The organism is Bacillus sp. FSL K6-2861 (genome assembly GCF_038630725.1).
Taxonomy (GTDB): domain Bacteria; phylum Bacillota; class Bacilli; order Bacillales; family Bacillaceae; genus Bacillus; species Bacillus velezensis.
This window is the reverse complement of the sequence record NZ_CP152037.1, coordinates 3,251,510-3,274,244: the sequence shown is the minus strand read 5'-3', so window position 1 is coordinate 3,274,244 and position 22,735 is coordinate 3,251,510. Positions and strand designations below refer to the sequence as shown.

At 44.7% G+C, this 22,735-nt stretch carries 23 protein-coding genes and 1 pseudogene; 21 read left to right on the top strand and 3 right to left on the bottom strand.

Going from position 1 to position 22,735, the window contains the following annotated elements; genetic code table 11:
- The first annotated feature begins 22 nt into the window (after positions 1-22).
- The 12 genes from NYE62_RS16225 to NYE62_RS16170 all read left to right on the top strand — a co-directional run bounded on the left by NYE62_RS16225 (position 23) and on the right by NYE62_RS16170 (position 13,892).
- Positions 23-4,303 (top strand): phage tail tape measure protein, encoded by a 4,281-nt coding sequence (locus NYE62_RS16225; RefSeq protein ID WP_327954958.1) that lies wholly within the window; start codon positions 23-25, stop codon positions 4,301-4,303.
- Entirely contained in the window at positions 4,303-5,130 is an 828-nt protein-coding gene (locus tag NYE62_RS16220; protein ID WP_327954956.1) for a phage tail domain-containing protein, read from the top strand. Before NYE62_RS16225 ends, NYE62_RS16220 begins: the two co-directional genes overlap by 1 nt.
- 23 nt (positions 5,131-5,153) lie before the next feature.
- Positions 5,154-7,034 carry a prophage endopeptidase tail family protein gene (locus NYE62_RS16215; protein ID WP_327954994.1) on the top strand — a complete coding sequence of 627 codons (1,881 nt, stop codon included), beginning with the start codon at positions 5,154-5,156 and terminating at the stop codon, positions 7,032-7,034.
- 16 nt (positions 7,035-7,050) lie between these two features.
- Complete coding sequence (locus tag NYE62_RS16210; protein WP_327954955.1) at positions 7,051-9,606, top strand: peptidase G2 autoproteolytic cleavage domain-containing protein; 2,556 nt, start codon at positions 7,051-7,053, stop codon at positions 9,604-9,606.
- A gap of 46 nt (positions 9,607-9,652) precedes the next feature.
- On the top strand, positions 9,653-11,056 hold the full coding sequence (locus NYE62_RS16205) for a BppU family phage baseplate upper protein (RefSeq protein WP_342497062.1): 1,404 nt from the start codon (positions 9,653-9,655) through the stop codon (positions 11,054-11,056).
- A 14-nt stretch (positions 11,057-11,070) separates the two neighbouring features.
- The gene (locus NYE62_RS16200; RefSeq protein ID WP_082998420.1) at positions 11,071-11,355 is read left to right on the top strand and encodes a hypothetical protein; all 285 of its coding nucleotides are present in this window, start codon (positions 11,071-11,073) and stop codon (positions 11,353-11,355) included.
- A gap of 1 nt (position 11,356) precedes the next feature.
- Positions 11,357-11,557 (top strand): XkdX family protein, encoded by a 201-nt coding sequence (locus NYE62_RS16195; protein ID WP_166705830.1) that lies wholly within the window; start codon positions 11,357-11,359, stop codon positions 11,555-11,557.
- A 3-nt stretch (positions 11,558-11,560) separates the two neighbouring features.
- Positions 11,561-11,770: a BhlA/UviB family holin-like peptide gene (locus NYE62_RS16190; protein WP_013351581.1), complete on the top strand. Its 210-nt coding sequence runs from the start codon at positions 11,561-11,563 to the stop codon at positions 11,768-11,770.
- A gap of 76 nt (positions 11,771-11,846) precedes the next feature.
- On the top strand, positions 11,847-12,758 hold the full coding sequence (locus NYE62_RS16185) for an N-acetylmuramoyl-L-alanine amidase (protein ID WP_342497061.1): 912 nt from the start codon (positions 11,847-11,849) through the stop codon (positions 12,756-12,758).
- Between the two features lie 19 nt (positions 12,759-12,777).
- Positions 12,778-12,999: a phage holin gene (locus tag NYE62_RS16180; protein ID WP_327955381.1), complete on the top strand. Its 222-nt coding sequence runs from the start codon at positions 12,778-12,780 to the stop codon at positions 12,997-12,999.
- A gap of 307 nt (positions 13,000-13,306) precedes the next feature.
- Positions 13,307-13,453 carry a hypothetical protein gene (locus NYE62_RS16175; RefSeq protein WP_327955383.1) on the top strand — a complete coding sequence of 49 codons (147 nt, stop codon included), beginning with the start codon at positions 13,307-13,309 and terminating at the stop codon, positions 13,451-13,453.
- Positions 13,443-13,892 (top strand): putative toxin-antitoxin system toxin component, PIN family, encoded by a 450-nt coding sequence (locus NYE62_RS16170; protein ID WP_327955385.1) that lies wholly within the window; start codon positions 13,443-13,445, stop codon positions 13,890-13,892. Before NYE62_RS16175 ends, NYE62_RS16170 begins: the two co-directional genes overlap by 11 nt.
- A 120-nt stretch (positions 13,893-14,012) precedes the next feature.
- On the opposite strand, the gene NYE62_RS16165 is transcribed toward NYE62_RS16170, so the two are convergent.
- Complete coding sequence (locus NYE62_RS16165; RefSeq protein ID WP_327955387.1) at positions 14,013-14,687, bottom strand: hypothetical protein; 675 nt, start codon at positions 14,685-14,687, stop codon at positions 14,013-14,015.
- Positions 14,688-14,963: 276 nt separating this feature from the next.
- Here NYE62_RS16165 and NYE62_RS16160 point away from each other — a divergent pair.
- Positions 14,964-15,056, top strand: a pseudogene (locus tag NYE62_RS16160) (iron-sulfur cluster assembly accessory protein); the annotation flags it as partial.
- Between the two features lie 142 nt (positions 15,057-15,198).
- Here NYE62_RS16160 and NYE62_RS16155 read toward each other — a convergent pair.
- Entirely contained in the window at positions 15,199-15,960 is a 762-nt protein-coding gene (locus NYE62_RS16155; RefSeq protein ID WP_342497060.1) for an SDR family NAD(P)-dependent oxidoreductase, read from the bottom strand.
- Between the two features lie 376 nt (positions 15,961-16,336).
- Here NYE62_RS16155 and NYE62_RS16150 point away from each other — a divergent pair, with 376 nt between their 5' ends.
- From NYE62_RS16150 to NYE62_RS16120, 7 genes are all read left to right on the top strand, one after another.
- Positions 16,337-16,876, top strand: a complete 540-nt coding sequence (locus NYE62_RS16150; protein WP_032867147.1) for a GNAT family protein — start codon at positions 16,337-16,339, stop codon at positions 16,874-16,876.
- Positions 16,877-17,134: 258 nt separating this feature from the next.
- Positions 17,135-17,707: a hypothetical protein gene (locus tag NYE62_RS16145; protein WP_007408715.1), complete on the top strand. Its 573-nt coding sequence runs from the start codon at positions 17,135-17,137 to the stop codon at positions 17,705-17,707.
- A gap of 67 nt (positions 17,708-17,774) precedes the next feature.
- Positions 17,775-18,110, top strand: coding sequence for an uberolysin/carnocyclin family circular bacteriocin (locus NYE62_RS16140; RefSeq protein ID WP_003151973.1), 336 nt, complete (start codon positions 17,775-17,777; stop codon positions 18,108-18,110).
- Between the two features lie 82 nt (positions 18,111-18,192).
- Positions 18,193-19,848, top strand: coding sequence for a hypothetical protein (locus NYE62_RS16135; RefSeq protein ID WP_342497059.1), 1,656 nt, complete (start codon positions 18,193-18,195; stop codon positions 19,846-19,848).
- Positions 19,841-20,545, top strand: coding sequence for an ABC transporter ATP-binding protein (locus tag NYE62_RS16130; protein WP_015418131.1), 705 nt, complete (start codon positions 19,841-19,843; stop codon positions 20,543-20,545). The genes NYE62_RS16135 and NYE62_RS16130 overlap by 8 nt, the downstream gene beginning before the upstream one ends.
- Positions 20,542-21,069, top strand: a complete 528-nt coding sequence (locus tag NYE62_RS16125) for a stage II sporulation protein M (protein ID WP_015418130.1) — start codon at positions 20,542-20,544, stop codon at positions 21,067-21,069. Before NYE62_RS16130 ends, NYE62_RS16125 begins: the two co-directional genes overlap by 4 nt.
- Positions 21,070-21,085: 16 nt before the next feature.
- A complete protein-coding gene (locus tag NYE62_RS16120) occupies positions 21,086-21,307 on the top strand; it encodes a DUF5970 family protein (RefSeq protein ID WP_003151978.1) in 222 nt (73 codons plus the stop codon).
- A 62-nt stretch (positions 21,308-21,369) separates the two neighbouring features.
- On the opposite strand, the gene guaC is transcribed toward NYE62_RS16120, so the two are convergent.
- Positions 21,370-22,350 carry a GMP reductase gene (gene guaC, locus NYE62_RS16115; protein WP_012118338.1) on the bottom strand — a complete coding sequence of 327 codons (981 nt, stop codon included), beginning with the start codon at positions 22,348-22,350 and terminating at the stop codon, positions 21,370-21,372.
- A 217-nt stretch (positions 22,351-22,567) separates the two neighbouring features.
- Here guaC and NYE62_RS16110 point away from each other — a divergent pair, with 217 nt between their 5' ends.
- Complete coding sequence (locus NYE62_RS16110) at positions 22,568-22,711, top strand: hypothetical protein (RefSeq protein ID WP_003151982.1); 144 nt, start codon at positions 22,568-22,570, stop codon at positions 22,709-22,711.
- Positions 22,712-22,735 lie beyond the last annotated feature (24 nt).

Below are 22,735 nucleotides of genomic sequence, written 5' to 3'. Positions count from 1 at the left end.
TTTTAAACGAGGAGGTGAGTAAGTGTCTAATGAAGTTTTAGGAAATATGGTAATGCGGTTAAGCTTTGACGACAACGGCTTTTCGCAGGGCGTAGATAACATCAAAGAAAAGATGGCGTTAGTTCGTAGCGAAATGAAGGCGTCATCTTCGCAATTTGGCCGACTTGGGGATGCATCTGATAAGTTGCGAGAACGTCAGGAAGGGCTCTCGAAGCTATACCAACTACAGTCATCTAAGATTGAGCAAATGCGCAATAAATATCAAGAACTTGCGCGTGAGAAAGGCGAAAACTCTAAAGTCGCTTTGCAGTTGGCCCAACAGATTAATAACGAAGTTGCTGCGTATAACTATCTCGGCCGGCAATTAGAGCAAACAACTCTCGAAATAAATACGCAGAATTCCGCGTGGACCAAGGCCGGTAACAGCTTAAAGGATTACAGCGAGCGGCTCGAAAAACAAAGTGATCGACTAAAAACACTCGGTAAGGTGGGAGTCGCGGGAATTACCGCCCCGGTCGCGGCGCTCGGCGTTATGGCTCTTAAATCAGCGGGCGATGTAAAAAAGGCGCAGGGATCAATACAGGCGCAGATGGGCCTCACCAAAGAAGAAGCCGAGAAGGCGACCAAGGCTGCTACGAACATCTGGAAAGAGGGCTTCGGAGAGAATGTCGGAGAAGTAACAAACGTATTGAGCAATGTTCGCAGAAATATAAAGTCGCTCGGGGATGCTTCAAACGATACAATCCAACGCGTGACCCAAAGTACGATGACAATCGCTGAAGCCTTCGATCAAGAAGGAAACGACATCACGAAATCAATTAACGCCATGCAAAACTCTTTCGATAATCTCTCCGTGGATCAGTCGATGGATATGATTACTTCAGGATTCCAAAAGGGCCTAGATTATTCCGGAGAGTTTTTGGACTCAATTAACGAGTATTCCAATCAGTTCTCGGCAGCGGGCTTCTCCGTCGAGCAGATGTTTTCCATCTTTGAGGCGGGCGCAGAAACCGGAGCTTTCCAGCTTGATAAAGTCGGCGACCTGGTCAAAGAGATGAACATCCGTTTGTCAGACGGTAGCGCAGGCGACGCGATAAAGACGTTATCAAAACATACGCAGAACCTGTATGCTGAGTTTAAAAAGACCGGAAAAGGCGGAGATCAAGTATTTACCGCCATAATGAAAGATATCGACGGCATGTCGAATAAAAGCAAGGCTTATCAAGCCGGGCAGGCCATTATGGGAACTCAGTTTGAAGACCTGGGGCAAAAAGGCGTTTCAGCACTTGCGAACGTTAAAAATAGTTTTTCTGACGTTGAGGGTGCGACTAAGAAAACGGGAGCAGCGCTTCGGGATAACCTAAACGACCGAGCTGCGAAAGCCTTCCGAGAATTACAAACTAATCTTATTCCGGTCGGCGAGATACTCATGGATAAACTGGAGCCGGCTTTAAAGAAAACCGGAGAAGTGATCGGTGACTTTACCGAGTGGTTTCACAACCTGTCGCCGTCGATGCAGAATACCGTAGTAATCGCCGGTCTTTTGGCAGCCGCATTTCCTCCGATCGTAATCGCGCTAGGAGCAGTCGTCTCTAGTGTCGGTAAGTTAGTCGGGGCTGCCGGACGAGGTGCTGCAGCATTAGGGCGATTTCGCGCAGAAACCGCGTTGACCCGGACGTCTACCGCACAGCTAGCGGCCGCAAACGTTGCGGCAACAACTAAGATGAACGTGAGTACGGCGGCTGTTGGGCGGAGCACGAGAAGTCTTCGAGGTCTACGGGGCGGTGCAGTCGCGGCCGGCGGGGCTATGGCGATGTTCGGAGGCAAGTGGGGGAACGTACTCGGCATTGCGACGATGTTTCTCCCCGAGATATTAAAAGGTGGCGCCGGGTTACTAGGATTCGGTAAAAAGGCGTTAGTTGCGGCCGGCGGTATGCTTGGGTTCGGAAGTAAGGCGCAAGCAGCAGGAAAGGCGGCATCTACTTTAACAGGTGGGGTTGCTCAAACTGCGGGACGTTTCGGCGGTTTAGGCGTCAAAGCTCTAGGACTTGTAAAAAATATCGGAAGTGTCGCACGGGTGGCCGGCGTTGCCCGGTTGGGCTTTGCTGCGTTAGGCGGCCCGATTGGATTGACGATAACCGGCGTAAGCTTACTCGCGGAAGGCGGTTATAAACTTTATAAGCATCTTCAAAAGGAGCAGATCCCGGCGCTTGATAGCTTCGGCAATAAAGTTTCCAACACAACAACCAAAGCAGTTCTCGGTTATAAGAATTTGAATGATAAGGCGACTGCTCAACTTAATCAGTTGAACTGGTCCGGGCAAAAGGTATCAAAAGAAGCCGCGAATAGCATTGTTAAGAATTTCGACCAAATGGGCGATCAGATCAAAACGAGTATTCAGACGAAGGGAGATCAAAGCTATAAATCCCTTAGTGCGTTTTTATCTACTAGCAAAAGCCTTAGTAAAAAAGAGCAGCAGGCGATTCTCGAAAATGTAAGAAAAAAGCAAGACGAACAGAAAGGCGCTGTAAGCAAAGGGCAAGAACAGATAAAACAGATTTTGAACAAAGCAAGCTCAGAAAAGCGTCAACTCACTCAAAAAGAGAAGAGTACGATCAACAGTATTCAAAAGAGCATGATGACTACGGCTGTCAAAACGATGAGTAAGAGCGAGGTCGAGCAGAAGGCGATTTTAGGAAAACTTCGCAATGAATCAAAAAATATCACAGCTCGACAAGCAGCGGACACCATTAAGAACAGCATAAAAGCGCGCGACGGGGCAGTGAAGGCGGCCACTTCGAAGTATGACAAAACTGTCGCGGCCATTATTCGGGAACGTGACGAAACGGGTTCAATTTCGAATGCGCAGGCAGACAAAATGATTAAAGAGGCGAAGCGGCAACGGGATGATTCCGTAAAAGCTGCGAAGAGTATGCATAAAAAAGTCGTCTCTGAAGCCAAAAAGCAAGCCGGAGAGCATGCGGATGAGATCGATACCGAAACTGGATCGGTTAAATCCGGATGGGACATGATGATGGATAAAGTCGGCGACGCGTGGGACTGGATTAAGGGCATTTTCTCAGGCGGAGAAAAAAAATCTAAGCCTAAAACGAAAAAGAAGTCAGCACCAAAAACCGCGGGAAGATCACTCGGCGGCGCGCAAATCGGAGCCTACGCAAAAGGGACGCCATCTAGCGGACACCCAGGCGGTTTAGCGATTACGAGTGAGAAAGGCCGCGAACTAATTCACGAGCCGGGCGTCGGCACCTATTTATCCGGCAGCAGTGGCCCGGAGCTTCGTAATTTGCGCCCGGGTACATCGGTTCTACCAAACAAGCAGACTGAGCGAATTTTAAAAAATCACGGGTTCCCTGGCTATGAGGGCGGTGTCGGTAAGTATTTCGATTGGATTATGAAAGGCGCCGACTTCCTGTGGGAAAAAGCAAGCGGAATGTTTGGTATTGCGGATAGCCTTGTTCCTAGCTGGTTCACCAATATCAGCGGCAGCCCGTTAAAGGCGGTCGGAAATCTTGCGATTAAAGGCATAGACAGCCTTATGGGCTCAATCGGATCATTTGTCGGAGAAGGCGGCTCTGCTGCGGTTAAAAAGTGGGTTGCGCAAGCCTTAGCGATAAAGGGCCTCGGTTCTCAGTTCGCTTCAGCTCTCGAAACTATTGCGATGAAAGAGTCTGGCGGAAATCCTAACGTGGTTAACGGATGGGATAGCAACGCCAAAGCCGGACATCCGTCACAGGGGCTCATGCAGTTTATTCCGAGTACCTTCAACGCCCACAAGGAGCCTGGCCACGGAAATATAAAAAATCCGGTTGACCAGATCCTTGCTGCTATCAACTATTTGAACAGCAGATACGGCGGTATCTTTAATCATCCGGGGTTAGTGTCGATGGCTCGGGGCGGCCCGTATATTGGGTACGCTGCGGGCGGAGTTTCGCCTGGTGCGGGCGGTACCAAGTTTGCCGCATTAAATGAACGCGGGTATGACGAACATATCATTACGACAGATCCGAAATATCGGGAAAGAAGTATCGGTATATGGGCGCGGGCCGGACAGGAGCTCGGAGTCCCAGCGCAGAGTGTTCCGCAAGTTCCATCACTTGAACCGGTTACGGCGCGCCAAGACCGTCAAATCGCTCTATTAGAGGAGCAGAACGCTTATTTAGCGGAGATCGCTAGTAAGAACCCGGATATTTACCTCGACACAAAGAAGGTTGGTAAAGTACTAGACGCAAGAAGCACACAAACGATGAATAATAGACTATTTGCAACGGGAGGGACGAACTGATGAAGGATTTAGATTTATTAGTAGACGGCGTACCGGTTAGCAAGTCCCTTCCGGGCGTTAGTCTAGCGGCATTTACACCAGATGCGCCGGTTTTTGAGCGCAAATCTACTACGTTACCTTATCGAAATGGGATATTAATTCCGAGAAAAGGAAATGCGGGGCGATATACGGAGAGGAAAATATCGGTCGAGCTTGCGTTGGATGTAGCTAACGCGCAACAGTTTTACACATACCGTCACGACATCTATAACCTCTTCGTAAAAGAAGATCCGTACTATGTAACGTGTACTTACGAGCCCCATAAGCGCTGGTTAGTTACGTGTGACGATAGCTTCTCCGTACAACAAAACTCTCATCAAACGTGGGGAACGATTACGTTTAACCTTACCGCTGTTCAAGGGCTGGCTGAATCTATTTTTAATAGTCTGACTCCGGTAGATCTAAACGGCGAGCACTACGGCTTAGGAATGAACGTTGGGGAGTTCGATAATCCTCAATACAGGTTTACTAATCTTAAAAGGTTCAACGTCTATAATGTCGGTGACGTAAGATTATCGCCGATCGAACACGATTACAATGCTCGTATGTACTTTGAGGGAAAAGACATCGTTATCACCAATAAAACAACGAATCAAAGCGTGAAGCTACTAGGGACGTTTAAAAAGGGCGATTTACTGACATTGAATAAACAATACGTAATCAAAGGGTCGTCGATTGTAAATAAGCAGGGAAGGTTCCCGACTCTTTTGCCTGGAAAAAACGAATTCATCATCTCTAATGCGACTTATAGTGATCTACAGTTCATTACGCATTTTTATTATAAGTAAAGGAGGTTTGTCGCGTGAATCAAATGTTTGTAGAGGATAAACAAACGGGGCAAAAATACGAATTGATCGACGCTGCTCCCCGCGTTAACGACGCTACTACCGGTAAGAAAGAGATGACGTTTACCTACTCACTAGAAGAGGCAACTAAACTTCCTTTTAATGCATTGGTAGGGAGAAATATTATATACATCGATGAGAGGGTTCATAAGTCACAACGGTACTTTATTCGCGACGTCCAAACCTCCCAAGATGGTGAAAGTTTGACAAAAACGGTCACTGCGACGCACCTATATCTAATGAGATTGCAAGGACACCGAATTGATAAAATAATTTCGGGAACCCAATCGCTTGATAGTGCTCTAAAACACGCACTAGAAGATTCCGGTTTTTCGTATAAAATCATGCCTGATGCCGCGAATATTGCGGCCCAAAAACTGGACAATTTCGGTGATAAGTTTTCCATAGAATTGATGGATGATATTCAATCCACTTTCGAGGTGGAGTTCGACGTGGATAATACTACTATTTACGTCTATAAAAAAATGGGACGAAAGATCAACAAAACCCTCGATGTTCAGGCAAACGTTAACGGCATTCAGTTGTCTGTGTCCGAAACTAACACAACGACTAGAATTCGAGGTTACGGAAAACTAAAGGATGAAAAAGACATACTTAGCAACGATTTTATTTCCTACGATTCAAAGACCGGTGAATGGTCGTTTGACTCAGTGCTAAATGCGGATTACACAAAAAAGGTTGGCGCCGTGTTTAAGTTTTCTTTTACGGGCACAGGTTTCAGTTTTACGACGTTAGTTTCGAAGCTCGGCGGTAAATGGAAGTTTCAGATCGATAAAGATACGAGCAAAAGCATATCGGTATACAAAGACGTTTCTAATCCTGAAAAGCAGACGATTGAGGTAGTGCGCGGTTTAACGAGTAAGAAATACGATGTCACTGCGACTTTTTCGGGCAGAGATTCAAGTAATCCGAACACAAAGGGAGCGAAAAAAGTTGATCCGGTCATGTACCTGCTTCGCGGCAACATAATTCAAACATACCGCAATTTTGAAAACGATAACGAAAAGTACGTTTTCCCGCCGGTCCTTTACGTTCACCCGGACGAGAAGAATTTTTTAATTGACGGGCGGCCGATATGGGCGGATACGGTGCGAGACGACTCAATCACTAAAGAGGCGGATATGCTCGCGGTTTTAAAGAAGAAGGTAAACCCATTCCCCGAAGTTGCTCTCGATGTAGATTTCGAAGAATTCGACGATCCGGGACTTGAAGGGATTGAGGACGAGATCACAAAAGGAGACACGCTGCATGTTATTGCAGACACCGAGCGGAACGGAACTACATTCGAGGATGATGTCCGTGCAATTAGTATGACGTATAACCCTTTAGACAAAAGAGATAAGCCGGAGATTACTTTTAATAATTTCCGTAAGGATATATACGATCTTCAGACTGACAGCCGAAGACGAATAAATCAGCAGCAGAAGTATTTTCAGTCTCAAACTGCATCAGTAGCCGCGAGCATAGAAGCTGCAAAAAAGGAAATATTAGCGACAGTCAAAACGGATATGGGGTCTACCCCGAGCAGCCTCTCGTATGTACTTCAATTCAATGCAGGCGCGTGGGACGTAATTAGCGGCGCAGGAGAGGCATCCTTATCGGGAAATACGATCAACCTGGATACAGACGATGACCTTCAAGTCGTTTCTGCCGACGTAGACACTTCCTCTAACCTTAAACAAGGCGGCTACGTTGCGGGTCTTGATTACAACGGTACTCCGACAAATCGCTTTTCCATCACTCTATTTAAGAATGAGTCGATAGTGAATCCTGCGACGGTTTCCGGTGGCTCAAAGATATACGTTAATGTAGTGGCATTCAAATAAAAAAGGGGTGTTCAATTTGGTCCGGTTGATTAAGCAACACGAGCCGTATCCTAACTCGAAGCTATTATCGCAGTTAGACGAAAACGCACGGCTTACTGAAAACGGAATAAATGATGTAAATAGTAACCTGGATAAACATAAGAAAGCGCAGACCGCCCATACTTCTGAGCAAATCAGTCATGGCGGTTTTTCTTTGCGCACATATATCGACGGATTGTACAACAGGCTGCGAAATCTTATTTTAAACGCAGACGGAACGAACGTAAAAGAGGTCGTAGACGCCCGCGTCGATGCGGAAGGTAACATCGAACCTCTACTAAAAGAGCGGCTAGATAAAGAGTATTATAAGTTACTCCGAAAGATTCAACGTGATGTAAATGTAGACGACTATGGTGCCGATCCTACCGGTGAAACAGACAGTACGGAAGCTTTCGTACAGGCGCTTAGTGACGGTAAGGTGCGGCTTAATCTCTCGGCCGGCACGTATATCGTTAAAGGCGTCAAGTTGCCGTCATGGACATATCTTGTCGGTCAGGGAAAAGGCGTTACTACGCTGAAGCTGCACGAAGATACGCCGGCGAGCGAGTGGGTTATTACAAACGCAGACCATACCGGGGGAAACAGAAATATTTACGTAGAGGGGATGACACTCGATTGGAATCCGGATCGCCAAGGCGGCGTGAGAGCGACTGGCGGTATTCATTCGAGCTGTTTAACTTACGCGAAAGTAAAATTCGGTTGGGTTAAGGATGTAGAGGCGGTAAATCCCGGCCTACATGGCTTTGACATAACGGCTTCGACATACGATATTACTGCGGAAAATTATACGGCTGACGGTTCATATTACGTTTGGCTGGATAACTGCGTCGCGTCCGGATACGGTGACGACGGTATTACGACGCATTATAGCGAATACATTTTCATTTCAAATTCGCATTGTATGAATCCTAGCGGAAAGGCGCACGCAGCCGGCCAATCTAACTCGAATGGGATCGAAATCGATGACGGTTCAAAAAACGTTTGGGTAGATAGTTGCTATACAAGCGGAAATATTCGAGGTGTCGAAGTCAAGGCGCATACAGAATGGCCGGCATCTCAAAACGTCCATGTGACGAACCATATCTCTTATAGAGACGTTCGCTCTTACGACGCAAGACACATCGGACACCATAGCGCATCTGACCCGGAGAGTAAATCAGCATACCATGTGACTTTCGCTAACTGCACGTCAATTGAGCCGGTCTTTAATAGTTTATATGAGGGAATTTCTCCGAGAGCGCTGGTTATCTCAGCCTATAAGCACGTTCAAATTTCGAATTTTACTGCGATTGGCGATCCGCAATACGATTACAAGGATAATCCGATGGTCGCGTTTCAATTTAAGTCTCGCTATATCAACGTTGACGGTATCAAAATGCGCGGATTTAAAACGGCCAGCCATGACATTCGAGCTTTTGGCGGCGCGCAAAGAACTGACTATGTACAGATCTCCGGCGTAACCATCTCCGAGTCTTCACCGATTGGTGTCGCGTTCGGTGGCGGGGTTTATAATGCTTCCCTGATTGGCGCCACATTGATCGGAGATAGTGGTGAGATGGGCGTTTATTCTCCGAACAACCAAGTAGAACTTGCGGCAATTAACGCGACTGGATATGCGTCTGCGGCAAACCTCGGAGGGCGGTCGTATAGCGTTGTTCCTACGAATTTTAAAGGCGGATTCAAAGGCGCTACCACGAGCGGATCACCACTAGATCCGACGAGCGCAATCATTGCGGCCACGGGTGATAATGTTGCGAAAGGGCCTAGAAACTTTATGGGAGGCGTTTCGGGAGGCTCATCGACTGAAGGATCGCGGCAGGCTATTCTCGCAACGAACAATTCGCATACAAAAGGCGACGGCCCGGCCCGTACCATCTTATCGTCACAGTCCGTAATAAACGATGACGGTTATACGGTTGTAGGCGGATATGGTTCTGGCGAAGCATCTGCAGGGAACATCAAATGGAAGATCGACTCCATGAACGGTAATATTCAAGGCGTCGGCCGGGTCGAAAGCGTTTCAGACTTTAAGGACGTCGCAGAGTATTTCGAGTCACTGGACGGACAGAGAATTGATTCCGGCCTCATGGTAACGCTCGAAGGCGATAAAATCCGAAAAGCGCAGCCAGGGGATAGCGTGGACGGCATTATATCTGAAACTGCGGGCGTTGTATTGGGAGGCGCGGGTTTTTACTGGAATGATCGGTTCTTGCGTAACGAGTTTGGCGGCATGATCTACGAAACAATCATCGAGAATGGCCGCGAGCTGACCGTACCGAAAGAGAATCCGAACTATGATCCGACCCTTGAATATATTCCGCGTGATGAGCGCGTTGAGTGGCATATAGTCGGGCTTATCGGGCAAATACACGTACGCATTGACGACACTGTCAAAGTAGGCGATAGAGTTACGGCGGGTACCGACGGTATTGCAACGAAAACAGCGGACAATGGCGGATTTAAAGTAATGCGAATTAAGACGGCTTACGATTCCGAAAAGGGATACGGTGTAGCCGTTATTTTTATGCGGTAAAGGAGGTTTTGTAGTGATATACAATAACGCACCACTTGCGTTTGAAGTGACGAGCCGGACTAAAACGAACATACACACGAATATTCAATTCAGTACGCAGGATATCGATACAGCGCGTTTGATCTTCTCGTTAACGAAAGACGGGGCGCCTCTGCCCCTGTCGGCTGTTAGCGGAAAACTTGTAATGTATATGGCGGACGGCAGCCGGTTTATAAAGAACGTAGAAATTGTAGATCCGATTGACGGCGTATCACAATACGTCTTAACTGCTAATGAAATCAAGCATTACGGAACAGTCAACGCGGAGCTTAATCTATATTACGCGAACAGCCAGGCGCTTTCCGTTCATAAATTTTCGTTCACTATCGACAAGGCGCTGATTGATACGGATATTGTTCCTATTGCGGAGTATTATATCGATGACTTCGAAGAACTGCGCAAGAAAATCGACGAACTATATGACGAAGCAATCCAAACCATCGAAGAGCTACGCAAGAAATTTGAAGACCTCGAAAATATTGAAACGAAAGAAGGGGCGCAAGAAAAAGCCGATAAGGCTCTTGCGGACAGCAAAGCGTACACGGACGAACACGCAGATCGGACGGATAACCCGCACTCAGTGACGAAGGATCAGATCGGACTTAGTAACGTTGAAAATGTTAGACAGGCCGACTATTATGCGTTTCGCCAACACGACAACAACGGAGAACGTCACACATCAAAAGTTGAGAAGGACAAGTGGAACGGATCGCAGTTGTTTAAATTGACGCAGGATACCGGCGCGGCAAAGTACATGACGGGCGTCGATTTTAATACGGTGACAGATACCGGATTTTATTACATGAGCGGCGCAACGACAGCGTTAAATGCACCGGTAAATAACAACGGATATCTGCTCGTTCATAACTATAGCACGTACGCGTATCAGGAATATATGACCTATAGCAGCAACGATTCGACGTCTTCGGGCCGGCGGAAATTTATGCGTAATAAGGTCGCGAGTTCGGAATCTTGGACGTCGTGGCGAGAGCTCGAATCGGTAGAAGGAGCGCAATCAAAGGTAGATGCCCACGCCAACAGAACGGACATTCACGTTGTACAGGCGGATAAAGATAAGTGGAATAGTCCGTGGACCGCGACATGGAATAACGTTACTTTGATTAACGGTGCGCAACAAAACGCCAGCTATCCGTTCAAGTTTTCCGTTGCGAATAACGAAATTAAACTGCGTGGTACATTCGGGTCACTACCGGCCGCGGGTACTTCGGTTGCCAAATTCACTTATAAGCCGACGCAGACCGTGGACTTTGTCGTGCCTACGATCGGATCTTACGGGACTGCGCGCTTTGCCTTTACGATTGATGGCGATTTGAGATTCGATGGTTTTTCAGCAACCGACTCGGCGAGTGTTACGCGAGTATCTTTTAATATCGGGATTCCACTATGGTAATGGAGGCGATGAATGTGCACGTTCTTTTCTACGATGAGAATTTCAAATATGACGGCGAAGCGGATATCGAAATAAATACGGAGGCAGGCGAGAAACTGCCCCCAAATTGCACAACGGCGTTAATTCCTGCCGGATTATACGATCCGAAATATGATCCTAAAAAGGGCGTTTGGGTTGAGGCGGCAACACAAGATTATATCGACAGTGTAAAACCACCTGCGCCAAAACCAAGCGAAATTGAAGTCCTGTCGCAGCAGGTCGCGGATCTATACTATCTAATTGCGATGGGAGGCTCATAATATGATAGATTGGTTCACGTATATCAAAGGGTTTTATGAAACGGGTCGATGGACGAAAAAACAAGTTTATGATGTCGTTGCGGTCGGCCGCATCACGCCGGAACAATACGAAGAGATTACCGGTGAACCGTACGATCCCAACACGCCTCCCAGCGAAGACTCTACCGGAAGTAACGAAAAAGTGAGCGGACAGGAGGCGTAGTTATTGAACGGCGGCGAATTAGACGTACTCAAATATTTTTTAACGCAGGGACCGTTCGCGGTCCTTTTTACGTGGCTGCTGATTTACGTAATGAAATCGAATAGGGAGCGCGAATCGCGGCTACAGGACTTACTCGATAAATTTAGCGATAAGTATGACGTCATCATCGACAAGATCGATAGACTCGAAGAGAAATTCCGCGGAAGAGAATAACTGAATAAACGCAACACGCTCGTCAGGTGAGAGTCCCGGCGGGCTTTTTAAATTATGAAAAAGGAGACGATGAAACATGGTGAAAATCACAAAGGACTTTATTCCAGTAGGACACAATAACAGACCGGGATACGCAATGGACCCGGCATACATCACAGTTCACAACACGGCGAACACGGCGAGAGGGGCAAGCGCAGCCATGCACGCCCGTTATGAGAAAAATCCAGAAACACCTACCAGCTGGCATTTTACGGTTGACGAAAAAGAGATATATCAACATCTGCCATTGAATGAAAACGGATGGCACGCGGGAGACGGGAACAGCGGAACCGGCAACCGGAAATCTATCGGTATTGAAATTTGTGAGAATAGCGATGGAGATTTTGAGAAAGCCGTGACGAATGCTCAATGGTTGATCAAAAAGCTCATGAAGGAACAGGGTATTTCCCTTGCAAATGTCGTTCCACATCAACACTGGTCCGGTAAGTATTGTCCGCGCAAATTGCTTGATCGGTGGGACTCTTTTAAGGCCGGTATAAGCGGCGCGCCATCTTCACCAGCGAAGACAGAAACCAAGACAGGCGGGGCGACGTACACCGTTAAGAAAGGCGACACTTTGTCCGAAATTGCGGTGAAAACAGGCGTCAGTATGGCGAAGTTACAAGCATATAATGGCATTAAGAATGCGAATAAGATTTCGGTCGGCCAAGTTCTAAAGTTGACGGGTGCGGCCGGCTCTTCTAAACCGTCATCCAGCGGTAAGAAATACGTTTACCTTCCGGCTTCGGCCGATTCATGGCGCATCTATCCGACAAACAAGGCGCCGGTCAAAGGGAACGAATGCGGCCTATTGCGTCCTAAGAAATTCGGTGGCCTGAAATACGAGGTTCTCGGTAATCCGCAGACCGACGTGTACACGATCAAGACGGATCAGTTCGGAAAGGTAAACATCTACGCTGCGAAGTCGACCGGCGCAACAATAAAATAACGAAAAGGGAGACGGTAATATGAATACGGAGAAAATTAGCGCAGGCACGGTCGCTCGATTCGTGCTTCTTTTGGTTGCGCTCGTAAATAGCGGTTTAACAATGACGGGACATAGTCCGATACCGGTTGACGAAGCCGGCGTGCAGGACTTTATTTCGTTAATGTTCCTCGGAGCGACTTCGTTGTGGGCGTACTGGAAGGATAACAAAGTGACGAAGATTGCGCGTACAAAAGGCGAATAAATAACGAAACGATTTCGGAGAGGGCGTTTGAGACGTTTTCTCCGGTCATTTTTCGTTCAATTTTTGGATGCATTGGTGTTGTCGTACTATTGCCACTTGGTAATAAAGGAGCTGGGTAGAATGAATGTATAAAACAAGGCATAAATTAGAAAGAATAAGGGAAAGGTCTACTAAGAAGTGGAAAAACCTTGTTTGTGCGGTCACTATGTATTACAATGACTATACATTCGTCGAATATATAATAGACCGCCGTAATAGAATTATGGTGAGGTGATATTTGATGCGTGAGAAAAAGGAGGATGAAAATATGGCTATTAATCATATGACTATTCCCAAAACTCAATCCGAGGCTATGAAAAATATTAGACAGATAATGCAAACGAAGATGAAGGAAAATCGAGTTTCTTACCAACAGATTGTAAGATCAATCGAAGATGATAAGAATGGGAGATAGAATTGTTGCGGATACATGCGTCTTTGTAGAGAGTATATTCGGTCTTGATGGAAATGCTAGTGAAATTTTCTTTTCGAGCCTTGAGCATAAAGATGCAAGGCTTGTTTTTTCACGGGAAACAATAGGTGAGTTGATGTATATCTTAAAGAGAGAATGCAACAACCTTCGATTAGACGAAGCTCTGACTAGTGAAGTCTTGAATAATGCATCACGTATGTTTCAATTAGGGAAATCAGTAAACACTAAGCACCTAAAAGTACCAACGCAACAAATAAAAGATCCCGATGACCAGATGTTTGTGGATACTGCTTACGTTGCAGACGCTACTCATCTAGTGACGTTAGACAAGAAGAGTGGAATGTTAAGCTTAAGTAACGTGCCTTTCACATGCTGCACTCCCACAGAATACATCGAATCCGATGAACAAATCATCTCTTAAGTACATAACTCAATCAGACGAAGACTGCCGAAACCGATCGACGGTCTTTTTGTGATTACGCGAATCTTTTTGATAAGCGAACAACCCCATCTTTAATAGGATGGGGAGTTTTTTTTTTGTTTAATATAGATCAATTTTAATATCTTTCCCGTGCACGATGAAGTCTTTTGCGTGCGAATCTTTTAGTACATCCGCAGCCTTAATCCGCACATTACTCTCGCCTTTCAGCACCGGAACAAGCACCATATTATCTCCGACTTTTGCGCCGGACATTATCTCGGTAGCTGACGGGTTAGGTGCGCCCAACGTATCGTTAAAGCTTAAATCAGCTTGCTGCCCTTCGCTATCAACAGCGGTTTCGAATCCGTTCCATTTCTTGATTTCATCTGAGCCTACGTTTTCAATATCGTATGATATTTGCGCATATGTGAACTCGTCCATGTCTTCGCCGAAGGCATCGTTAAGCGATGTCTTAAACCCATCCGTCAAGTTAGTCGCAGTTAATACTTTCGCGTCTTTAAACGTGATCTTTAAATCTCCGATCTTTAACGACTTGTCGCTATTATCTTTCACGGAATCGGCCGTGATCGTACCGACGTTAGGATCTTTCAAGCTGTCGCTGGCTTTTGATAACGTCTTTTTCTCAGTAGAAGATGTGTCTTTTTCTGCTGCCTCAGACGACGATGTTTCTTCTTTCTTGGTAGCCCCCGTAGATGACTCCGTTCCCTTGCCGCAAGCAGCCGTGACGAAAACGAGACAGCCGACTATAACCGCAAACCATAACGATTTTTTCATACGTATTCCCCCTTTTTATCTATATCGACTTAATTTTAAATTATTCGATGTGGGAAAGATACAGAATTTTTCATCGTTTATAAAAGCTAAAATAAAACGTGAGAATTCGGATAACAACGCTTGTCATTCGAGGAAAGTTTGGGTATTATGTTGTTAACGAGATTCGTCGCTAGGAATACGCGGCGTTAACAATCTAAACGAATAATAACAATCGTACAAATCGTACATAAACGTTGATATGATCGGGTTTTCATCTAACGTAAACTGATCGTATGTTTCACCATTGACAACCCGAATGCCATCGCTTCCTGCGGCTGCGGTTCATCTTTCCGCACGGCCAAAAACGCCGGTACGCCGGAAGAGTGCTAAGGGTCAACCCGCCATTATTAGGATGAAAAAATATGACGTCTTTCTTTCCGGTGGCGCTTGCACCATTGTTAAAAAAGGCGTTTATCTGTTTAATAAAAGGAAAACCCGCTCAACAGAAGCGGGTTTTCCTTTTTCAAAGAGGTTATTCGATTGTATGTTTCATCGCATTGTACATATTTTCCGTATGTTCATCGGCTTTATCCCGTGACATGCGCAGCCGTTCTTCTGAAGAACCATATCCGATTTCTTGTTTGCCCTCTTTCAGTCCTTTAAAAATCCCATCAGCGAATTCATCCAGCGGTTCTCCTTGAGTATGCAGCCCTGCTCCGCCTAAATCTGTATTCACCGCCGGAGGCGCAACTTCAATCACTTCTACAGATGAATCAGAAAGCTGATGTCTCAGACTCATTGTAAATGAATGAAGCGCCGCTTTCGTTGCTGAATAGATCGGTGCAATGGCAAGCGGTGTAAAAGCCAATCCCGAAGAGACGTTAATGAAAGCCGCATCTTCTTTTCCGGCAAAAAACGGAGCGAACAGCATAGACAGGTGGAAGGGAGCTTCAATGTTCGTTGTGATTTCTTTATTGAAATAGTCCCAATTGTCCTTCGCATCCACTTTCAGCACATGAAAACGTTGTTGAATCCCCGCGTTGTTTACTAACACATTCACTTCCGGATAATTTTCTTTCACCCAATCAAACAGTGATATACGTTCAGATGGAATGCTCAAATCACTGACATATGTAATAAGATCCGGGAATGTTTCCTTTGCTTTTTGAAGAGCGTGCTCACGCCGTCCGGTCACGATAACTTTATTTCCCGCTTTTAAAAACCGTTCTGCGAAAGCCAATCCTATTCCGGCATTTCCGCCTGTAATCAGTATTGTATTTCCCGTCAGTTTCATATTAACTCCTCTTTTCCGATTGTTTTTACATTTCTTTGTCAACATTTCAGCTTTGATCCAATCAATATATTCATCCCGCAAATAGGCATGAAATAAGACAGCAGTGATTCTGTAAAATTGATTTTTAGATCATCGGGAAACCCGCCAAAACTATTCTTTCCTTGTCACAATATGATGATACGGCTTAAAGCACGGTTTAAGTCAACAAAAGAACCTTGTGCTTCCGTTTCGGTTACTCACATCAGACATAGGTCACGAAAGGAAAGGTGAACGTAAAGTCTTGGAATTTTCTTGATGCGATAAAGCGTACCGTATCATATGGGTGAGAGGCAATTAAAAAAACGTTTCTGATCAAAACAAAAGGACGGCGATGCATATGCAGGAAGGAAACAGCGTTGATATCAGGCCGCTCAGCTTGAATGATGCAGAGCAGGAACTGGTTTTGCAGACGGAAAACCGCATGTTTTTTGAACGGTTTGCCATGACGAGACAAGAGGATTTTTATACGCTGGAAGGCCGGAAAAAACGAATTGAACAATCACTGAAGAATGCAGAAAATGATACTGAATACAGCTTCGGCATTTTTCTTCAGGATCAGACCCTGATTGGCACGATCAGCCTTTTTCAGGTGGTTCGGGGTTCCCTCCAAAGCGCTTTTATCGGTTATTTTTTAGATGGCAAATATAACGGGAAAGGCTATGCGACGAAGGCTGTTAAGCTGGCAGTCGAATATGCATTCAATGAGCTGGAACTGCATCGGATAGAAGCCGGAGTTATGCCGAACAATAAGGCGTCAATCCGGGTGCTCGAAAAAGCTGGCTTTCATAAAGAAGGCATTGCGAGAAAAAATGTAAAAATAAATGGAAAATGGGAAGATCATCAGGTGCTGGCGATCATACATCCGGAGGATACATGACGATATCCTCCTTTTTTATATCCTGCGTCTCTTTCGACAGATTCTTCCTAAAACTTCAAATCAATTGTCTAAATCATACTATTTGCAAATTCGAAAAAAAATAAAGGGTACATAGCACCAAAAACTCTGAAAGTTGTGCTCTTTGTCAACGCGTTCTAAAGTCATATTTTTCGAAAGGATATTGATTTTTTGATAGGATTAAACTAAATTGTAAAAGTATAGAATAGTTAATTTATTTTGTAAGAAAAGGATGATAATATGATAGGTCAATTGAGCAATAAAAAAATATTTTTAAGTTCTTTTTTCATCATTTTGATCTGTTCATTACTCTTCCAATTCAGTATTTCAGATAAAGTTCTGCAGTCGTATTATTCTTCCGTCGGAGAAAATACCTACGATATCGGGGAGAAAAGTGTTCGTACGATTGTCATGTTTCTGCAAGGGTTTATGATCTTCACAACTTTTGTGGAAATTCTGATAGGCGGATTTCTGTTATTCGTTGCCGCTTTTATTCTCGGTACAAAAAAACCGAAAAAAATATATTTGCTTCTATATACGCTGACTTCTTTAATCTCGGCATTTAAAATGTTGATTCTTTCAGTTGTTAACTACTTAACGGCTGATTCCTCGCTTATATATTCTGCCGGCGGCACCAGCTTGAGTCTGCAGCTGCTGGATCCATTTCTGCTCATATCAATCGCGGCTCTTTATGCTGCTGCGGGAAAACTGACCGATCTCAGTAAAGGCAAGAGAATCATTTTGACTGGATGTTTTGTTTTACTAAAACTCTTTACTATTTTCTTAAACTATTTTATGGCGGATAAAATTTAGCTCGGGAGAGAGTCAATTAAGCTGAATTTTATTATAAATTAAAAAAACAGAGTAGGGAGATGTTATGATGAACTTAGTAAAATCTAATAAAAAGTCTTTCATTTTGTTTGGCGCGGCTCTTGCTGCAGCAACATTGGTTTATGCACTATTATTAACGGGAACTGAATTAAACGTGGCGGCGGCTCATGCATTCTCAGCCAATGCTGAATTAGCTTCTACTCTCGGCATCTCTACAGCCGCAGCTAAAAAAGCAATTGATATTATTGATGCGGCATCAACAATTGCTTCTATCATTTCTCTTATCGGTATCGTTACAGGCGCAGGCGCGATTTCTTATGCAATCGTTGCAACAGCAAAAACAATGATTAAGAAATACGGCAAAAAATACGCAGCTGCTTGGTAAAATCGATCAATAAATAATTGCTCTTTTTGTACAAGCTGCAAAAAGAGCCTCTCTCCCAAATACATATGTAAGGATTGAAAGTATGATAGTCAAACAAATTGCGGCTCTTATCAAATATAATACCCTGTCATCGTTTCGAAAAAGAAAGGAAGATTGGGGCATTCCTCAACTCAACAGCAAACTGCTGTCTGCCATTATTATTTCTCTGTTATGTTTATATCTCGTTTTCCTGGGATGCGGTGTTGTATTCGGGACAAAACTGATTCAGCTGCCCCTCAGCGCATGGGGGCAATTTGTTTTAATCGCCGTTTCACTTGAGCAGCTTTTTTGGGCTGCCGGCTTCTTTAAAGAACACCACAATGCCTTTCTGCTGGATACGCGCAAGGTCATTCATCAATTAAAAAAGGTTCGTTTTTTACAGCTGTTTTCTGTTTTTGCCGGCCAGGCGATCAAAAAAACCATTTTCGTATGGTATCTTTTTGTTTTTCCGGTCTTTTTGTTTTTATCAAGCGCAGGCATGACCGGGTCTGCGGCGGTCATCGTATTTTTCTTGGGCTTCGTTTATTTTCTTCTCAATTTATTTTTATCTATGCTGTTTTCTTATGTTGTTTATCTTCTTACAAATATGTGGAGCAAATTGTTTTACTTGAAAATCATAAAAGGCATTTTATTCAGCGTCAGCCTGCTGGTTCCGCTTGCAGTCGGGTATGCCGTTTATCTTCTCGTGTTTGGGGAGTATACCGCAAAGGATATTTCAAGCTTTACGGAGTCACCGGCTTTCCGGAACATCCTCATGAATACGCCGTATGTATGGTTAGCATTCCGCTCACATTCCGTGCTCGTTTTCGCCGCGGTGTTTGCGGCCGCCGTCCTTTTAACGGCGGGGATGTTTAAACTGTGGTCGGCCACGCTGAAGAAAATGGACCTTATTCCTTATATGTTTTTGAAAAACGCAGATTTTGCGCCAAAGCTGAAATTATATAGAAATAACAAAATATTTCATGCCGTTTTTCAAAAGGATCTGCTGTTTTTATCGAGAATTGACGGGTTTTTTATCAGGAACTTCGGCAGTATGCTGTATTTGTTCATGCTGTTTTTAGGTTTTTGTATTCCGCTTCTATCGCATCATTTTATCGGGTATTCGGCAGCCGCCATCGTGTCTGCGGCGGTTATCATTGCGAACTTTTCGTATCAGCTCGTCGGAGATGCGCTCAAAACAGTATTATCAGTTGACGGGGAAATAAAAAATCAGCATTTGTTTCACCGGAATATCAAACATGCGTGGCAGCTGGTGTTTCCGAAAGTATGTATTTATAATCTCGCCGCTCTTATCTATTCGTTCATCATCACCATTTTGATTACGGTGTTTTTTTCGTCTTCCGCTGCGCTGACGATTTACTTGTTTATTGTGTTTTTATGTTCGGGTTTTTTATACAGTCTTGTCCAGATTTCAAGCACCGCCCTGTATCCTAAGAAAAACTGGGAGCATATGTACGAAATTGGAGAAGCGGGGAAAGCAAAGACGTATAACAACTTATACGGATCTTTCATTTTCATTGTGTCGCTTCAAATCGCTGCGATCACGTCGTATTTTATCTATAAAAAGCCGGAACTTGAAATGATGCTTATTCATTCTGCATCAGGTATTTTTGTCCTGTTCACACTATTAAACTATGGAGTCATGTTTCTGTTTCTTCGCAGAATCAATATGGCGGAAAGGTTTGCGAACAATGATTAAATTAGTGAATATACAAAAAAACTATAGTGAAAAACAGGTGTTGAAAGATATTTCGTTTGAGGTGAAAAAAGGCTCAATTTATGCTTTGCTGGGGACTAATGGAGTCGGGAAAACAACGACTTTGAAAATCATTTCGGGCCTGCTTAAACCGACTTCAGGCAGCGTCATGATTGACGGTAAGGAACTGGATTCAGAAGAGGGGGGGCAAATATCGGCTGATATCGGTTTTGTGCCCGACCATGCCTTTTTATATGATTACTTAACGGGAGTCGAATACTTGCGTTTTACAGCGGAGATGTTTGAAGTGCCGTCTCAGCGGACAAATGAGTATATAAAGAATATGTTAGAGACGCTGAAGCTTGCTCAAGACGGAAATCAGCTGATTAAAACATATTCACATGGAATGAAACAAAAATTATCAATTGCGGCCGCGCTCATTCATCAGCCAAAGATATTAATTCTTGACGAACCGCTGACGGGCATTGATTTAATCAGCGGTAAAACGATACGGACGTTATTAAAGGAGTACGTCAAGCAGGGACATACGGTCCTGTTATCGACTCACTTGCTGGAGCTGGCGCATTCGCTGTGCGATACGATCGGTATTATACATGAAGGCGTTTTTGCGGCGGAGTATCAGTCATCCGAGCATTCATTAGAAGAGATTGAAAAATTGGCTGAGAGTATCTATACATGATGAACCGCATGTTGCCGGCAATCAGGACGTCCGCCATTCCGTTAACCGCATCATTGCTGTTTTTTTCAGGCGGTGTGATCGCTGCGTTTTTTTCCGATCACTTTGTTTCAACCGCGTCTTACAACGGCTCATCAGGCGCGGTTGAACTGCTGAAAAACAATGCAATCGCTTGTCTGTTTTTAGCCGCGGGTTTTTTTACCTTTGGGTTGACCTCAATCTTTTATTTATTCACCAACGGGTTTATTTTAAGCGGCTCTATTATAGAAAATCTGCATAGCGGGGTTCCTTTTTATCAGATTTTTTTACTGCTAATTCCTCATGGTATATTTGAAGTTCCCGCGTTATTATTAAGTGGCGCCATTGGTTTTAAGGGCGTTGAATTGGTCATCAGGCTGTGTTTTTCTAAGGAAAAAAAGATAATGGCTTCAATGTTCAGGCATATTGGAATATTGGTGCTCATAATTATTTGTCTGCTGATCGCCGCTGCCATTATTGAAGCTTACATCACACCAATTTTTAAGTAAAAGGGGCAGAAATCATATGAGAAGTAAATTATCATTAATCGGTGTGCCGATTGTTATGATTATCGGTTATATCATTTCTTTATCCTTTGAGTGGCTGTTTCCTGTTCTTACTTTTGGGGTGGCAGGACTATATCTCTTTATATTTGCTCCGGTGCAAAATAAATTCATTCGTTACATCTTTTTGTTTATTTTTGTGATTAATCTGTTGGCCAGTGCGGCTCTTTATTTCGGTATTTAATAAAAAAATGACATTCATATTGAATGTCATTTTTTTATTTTTTTTTGCGGCTCTGCTGCGTGTTAAAATCTGTCGCCGTTGAAAATAGAGTTTTTTACGATCACGTAGTCGACATTGCGGATGGCTTCGAGTGTATTGCCGCCGGCGTAAGAGATGGAAGATTGCAGATCCTGCTCCATTTCAACCAGCGTGTCCTGTAAAGACCCTTTATGTTCGACATGCATTTTTTTGCCTTCGACGTTTTTCTTTTCGCCTTTTTGAAATTCAGAAGCGGAGCCGAAATATTCTTTGTACAGCTTTCCATCGATTTCGATCGTTTGTCCCGGTGATTCTTCGTGGCCGGCGAATAATGATCCGATCATGACCATAGATGCGCCGAATCGGATGGATTTCGCGATATCGCCGTGCGTGCGGATGCCGCCGTCAGCAATGATCGGTTTGCTCGCCGCTTTTGCGCACCAGCGAAGCGCGGCTAATTGCCATCCGCCGGTTCCGAAGCCGGTTTTAATTTTGGTGATGCAGACTTTCCCGGGGCCGATTCCCACTTTTGTCGCGTCGGCGCCCGCGCGTTCCAGCTCCCTTACGGCTTCAGGCGTCCCGACATTCCCTGCGATGACAAAGCTTTCCGGGACATGTTCTTTAATAAATTGAATCATGCTGATCACGGCATTGGAATGGCCGTGCGCGATATCAATGGTAATATAATCCGGCACAAGCTCCTGTGCTTTCAGCTCCCGGATGAATTCATAATCATTTTCCTTCACGCCGACACTGATGGAAGAAATCAGTCCGCGCGCTTTCATATCTTGGACAAAAGCCAGGCGTTTTTCCGGCTCGAAGCGGTGCATGATATAAAAATACCCGTTTTCCGCGAGCCAGGCCGCGATGTTTTCATCTATTATCGTCTGCATGTTGGCCGGCACGACCGGAAGTTTAAACGTGTGTCCGCCCAATGTAACTGATGTATCACATTCAGATCGGCTGTCCACAATGCATTTTGCAGGAATCAGCTGAATATCTTCGTAATCAAATACATTTTCCATATATAACACCCCTAAAAGCGAATAATATAATTGAATGAAATTAAAATGTTCGTCTTTTTATAATGTACTTTGTTTTGTCAGGAATGTCAAATGATTTCAAGCTGCCTCATATGCGGTCAGCTTGTCATCCATTTGCAGTTTGGTTATCATAGTAGTATTGGGTGTTGTAAGACATTTGTTACGATAGATAGATTTGCAGAAGAAGGGAGGGGCCGGTGTGGAACAAAAACAGCCCGGGCACAGCCCGAAAGCCCAAAAAATTCAGGACCGGATTATTTTAGGCACGATTTGGGTCGTGTCGGCGCTTGTCATTGCGCTCGTTGTCGGAACCGTCATGAATTATATTTGGATGTTTAAATAAAAAAGAGTCTGTGCCGGTATGACA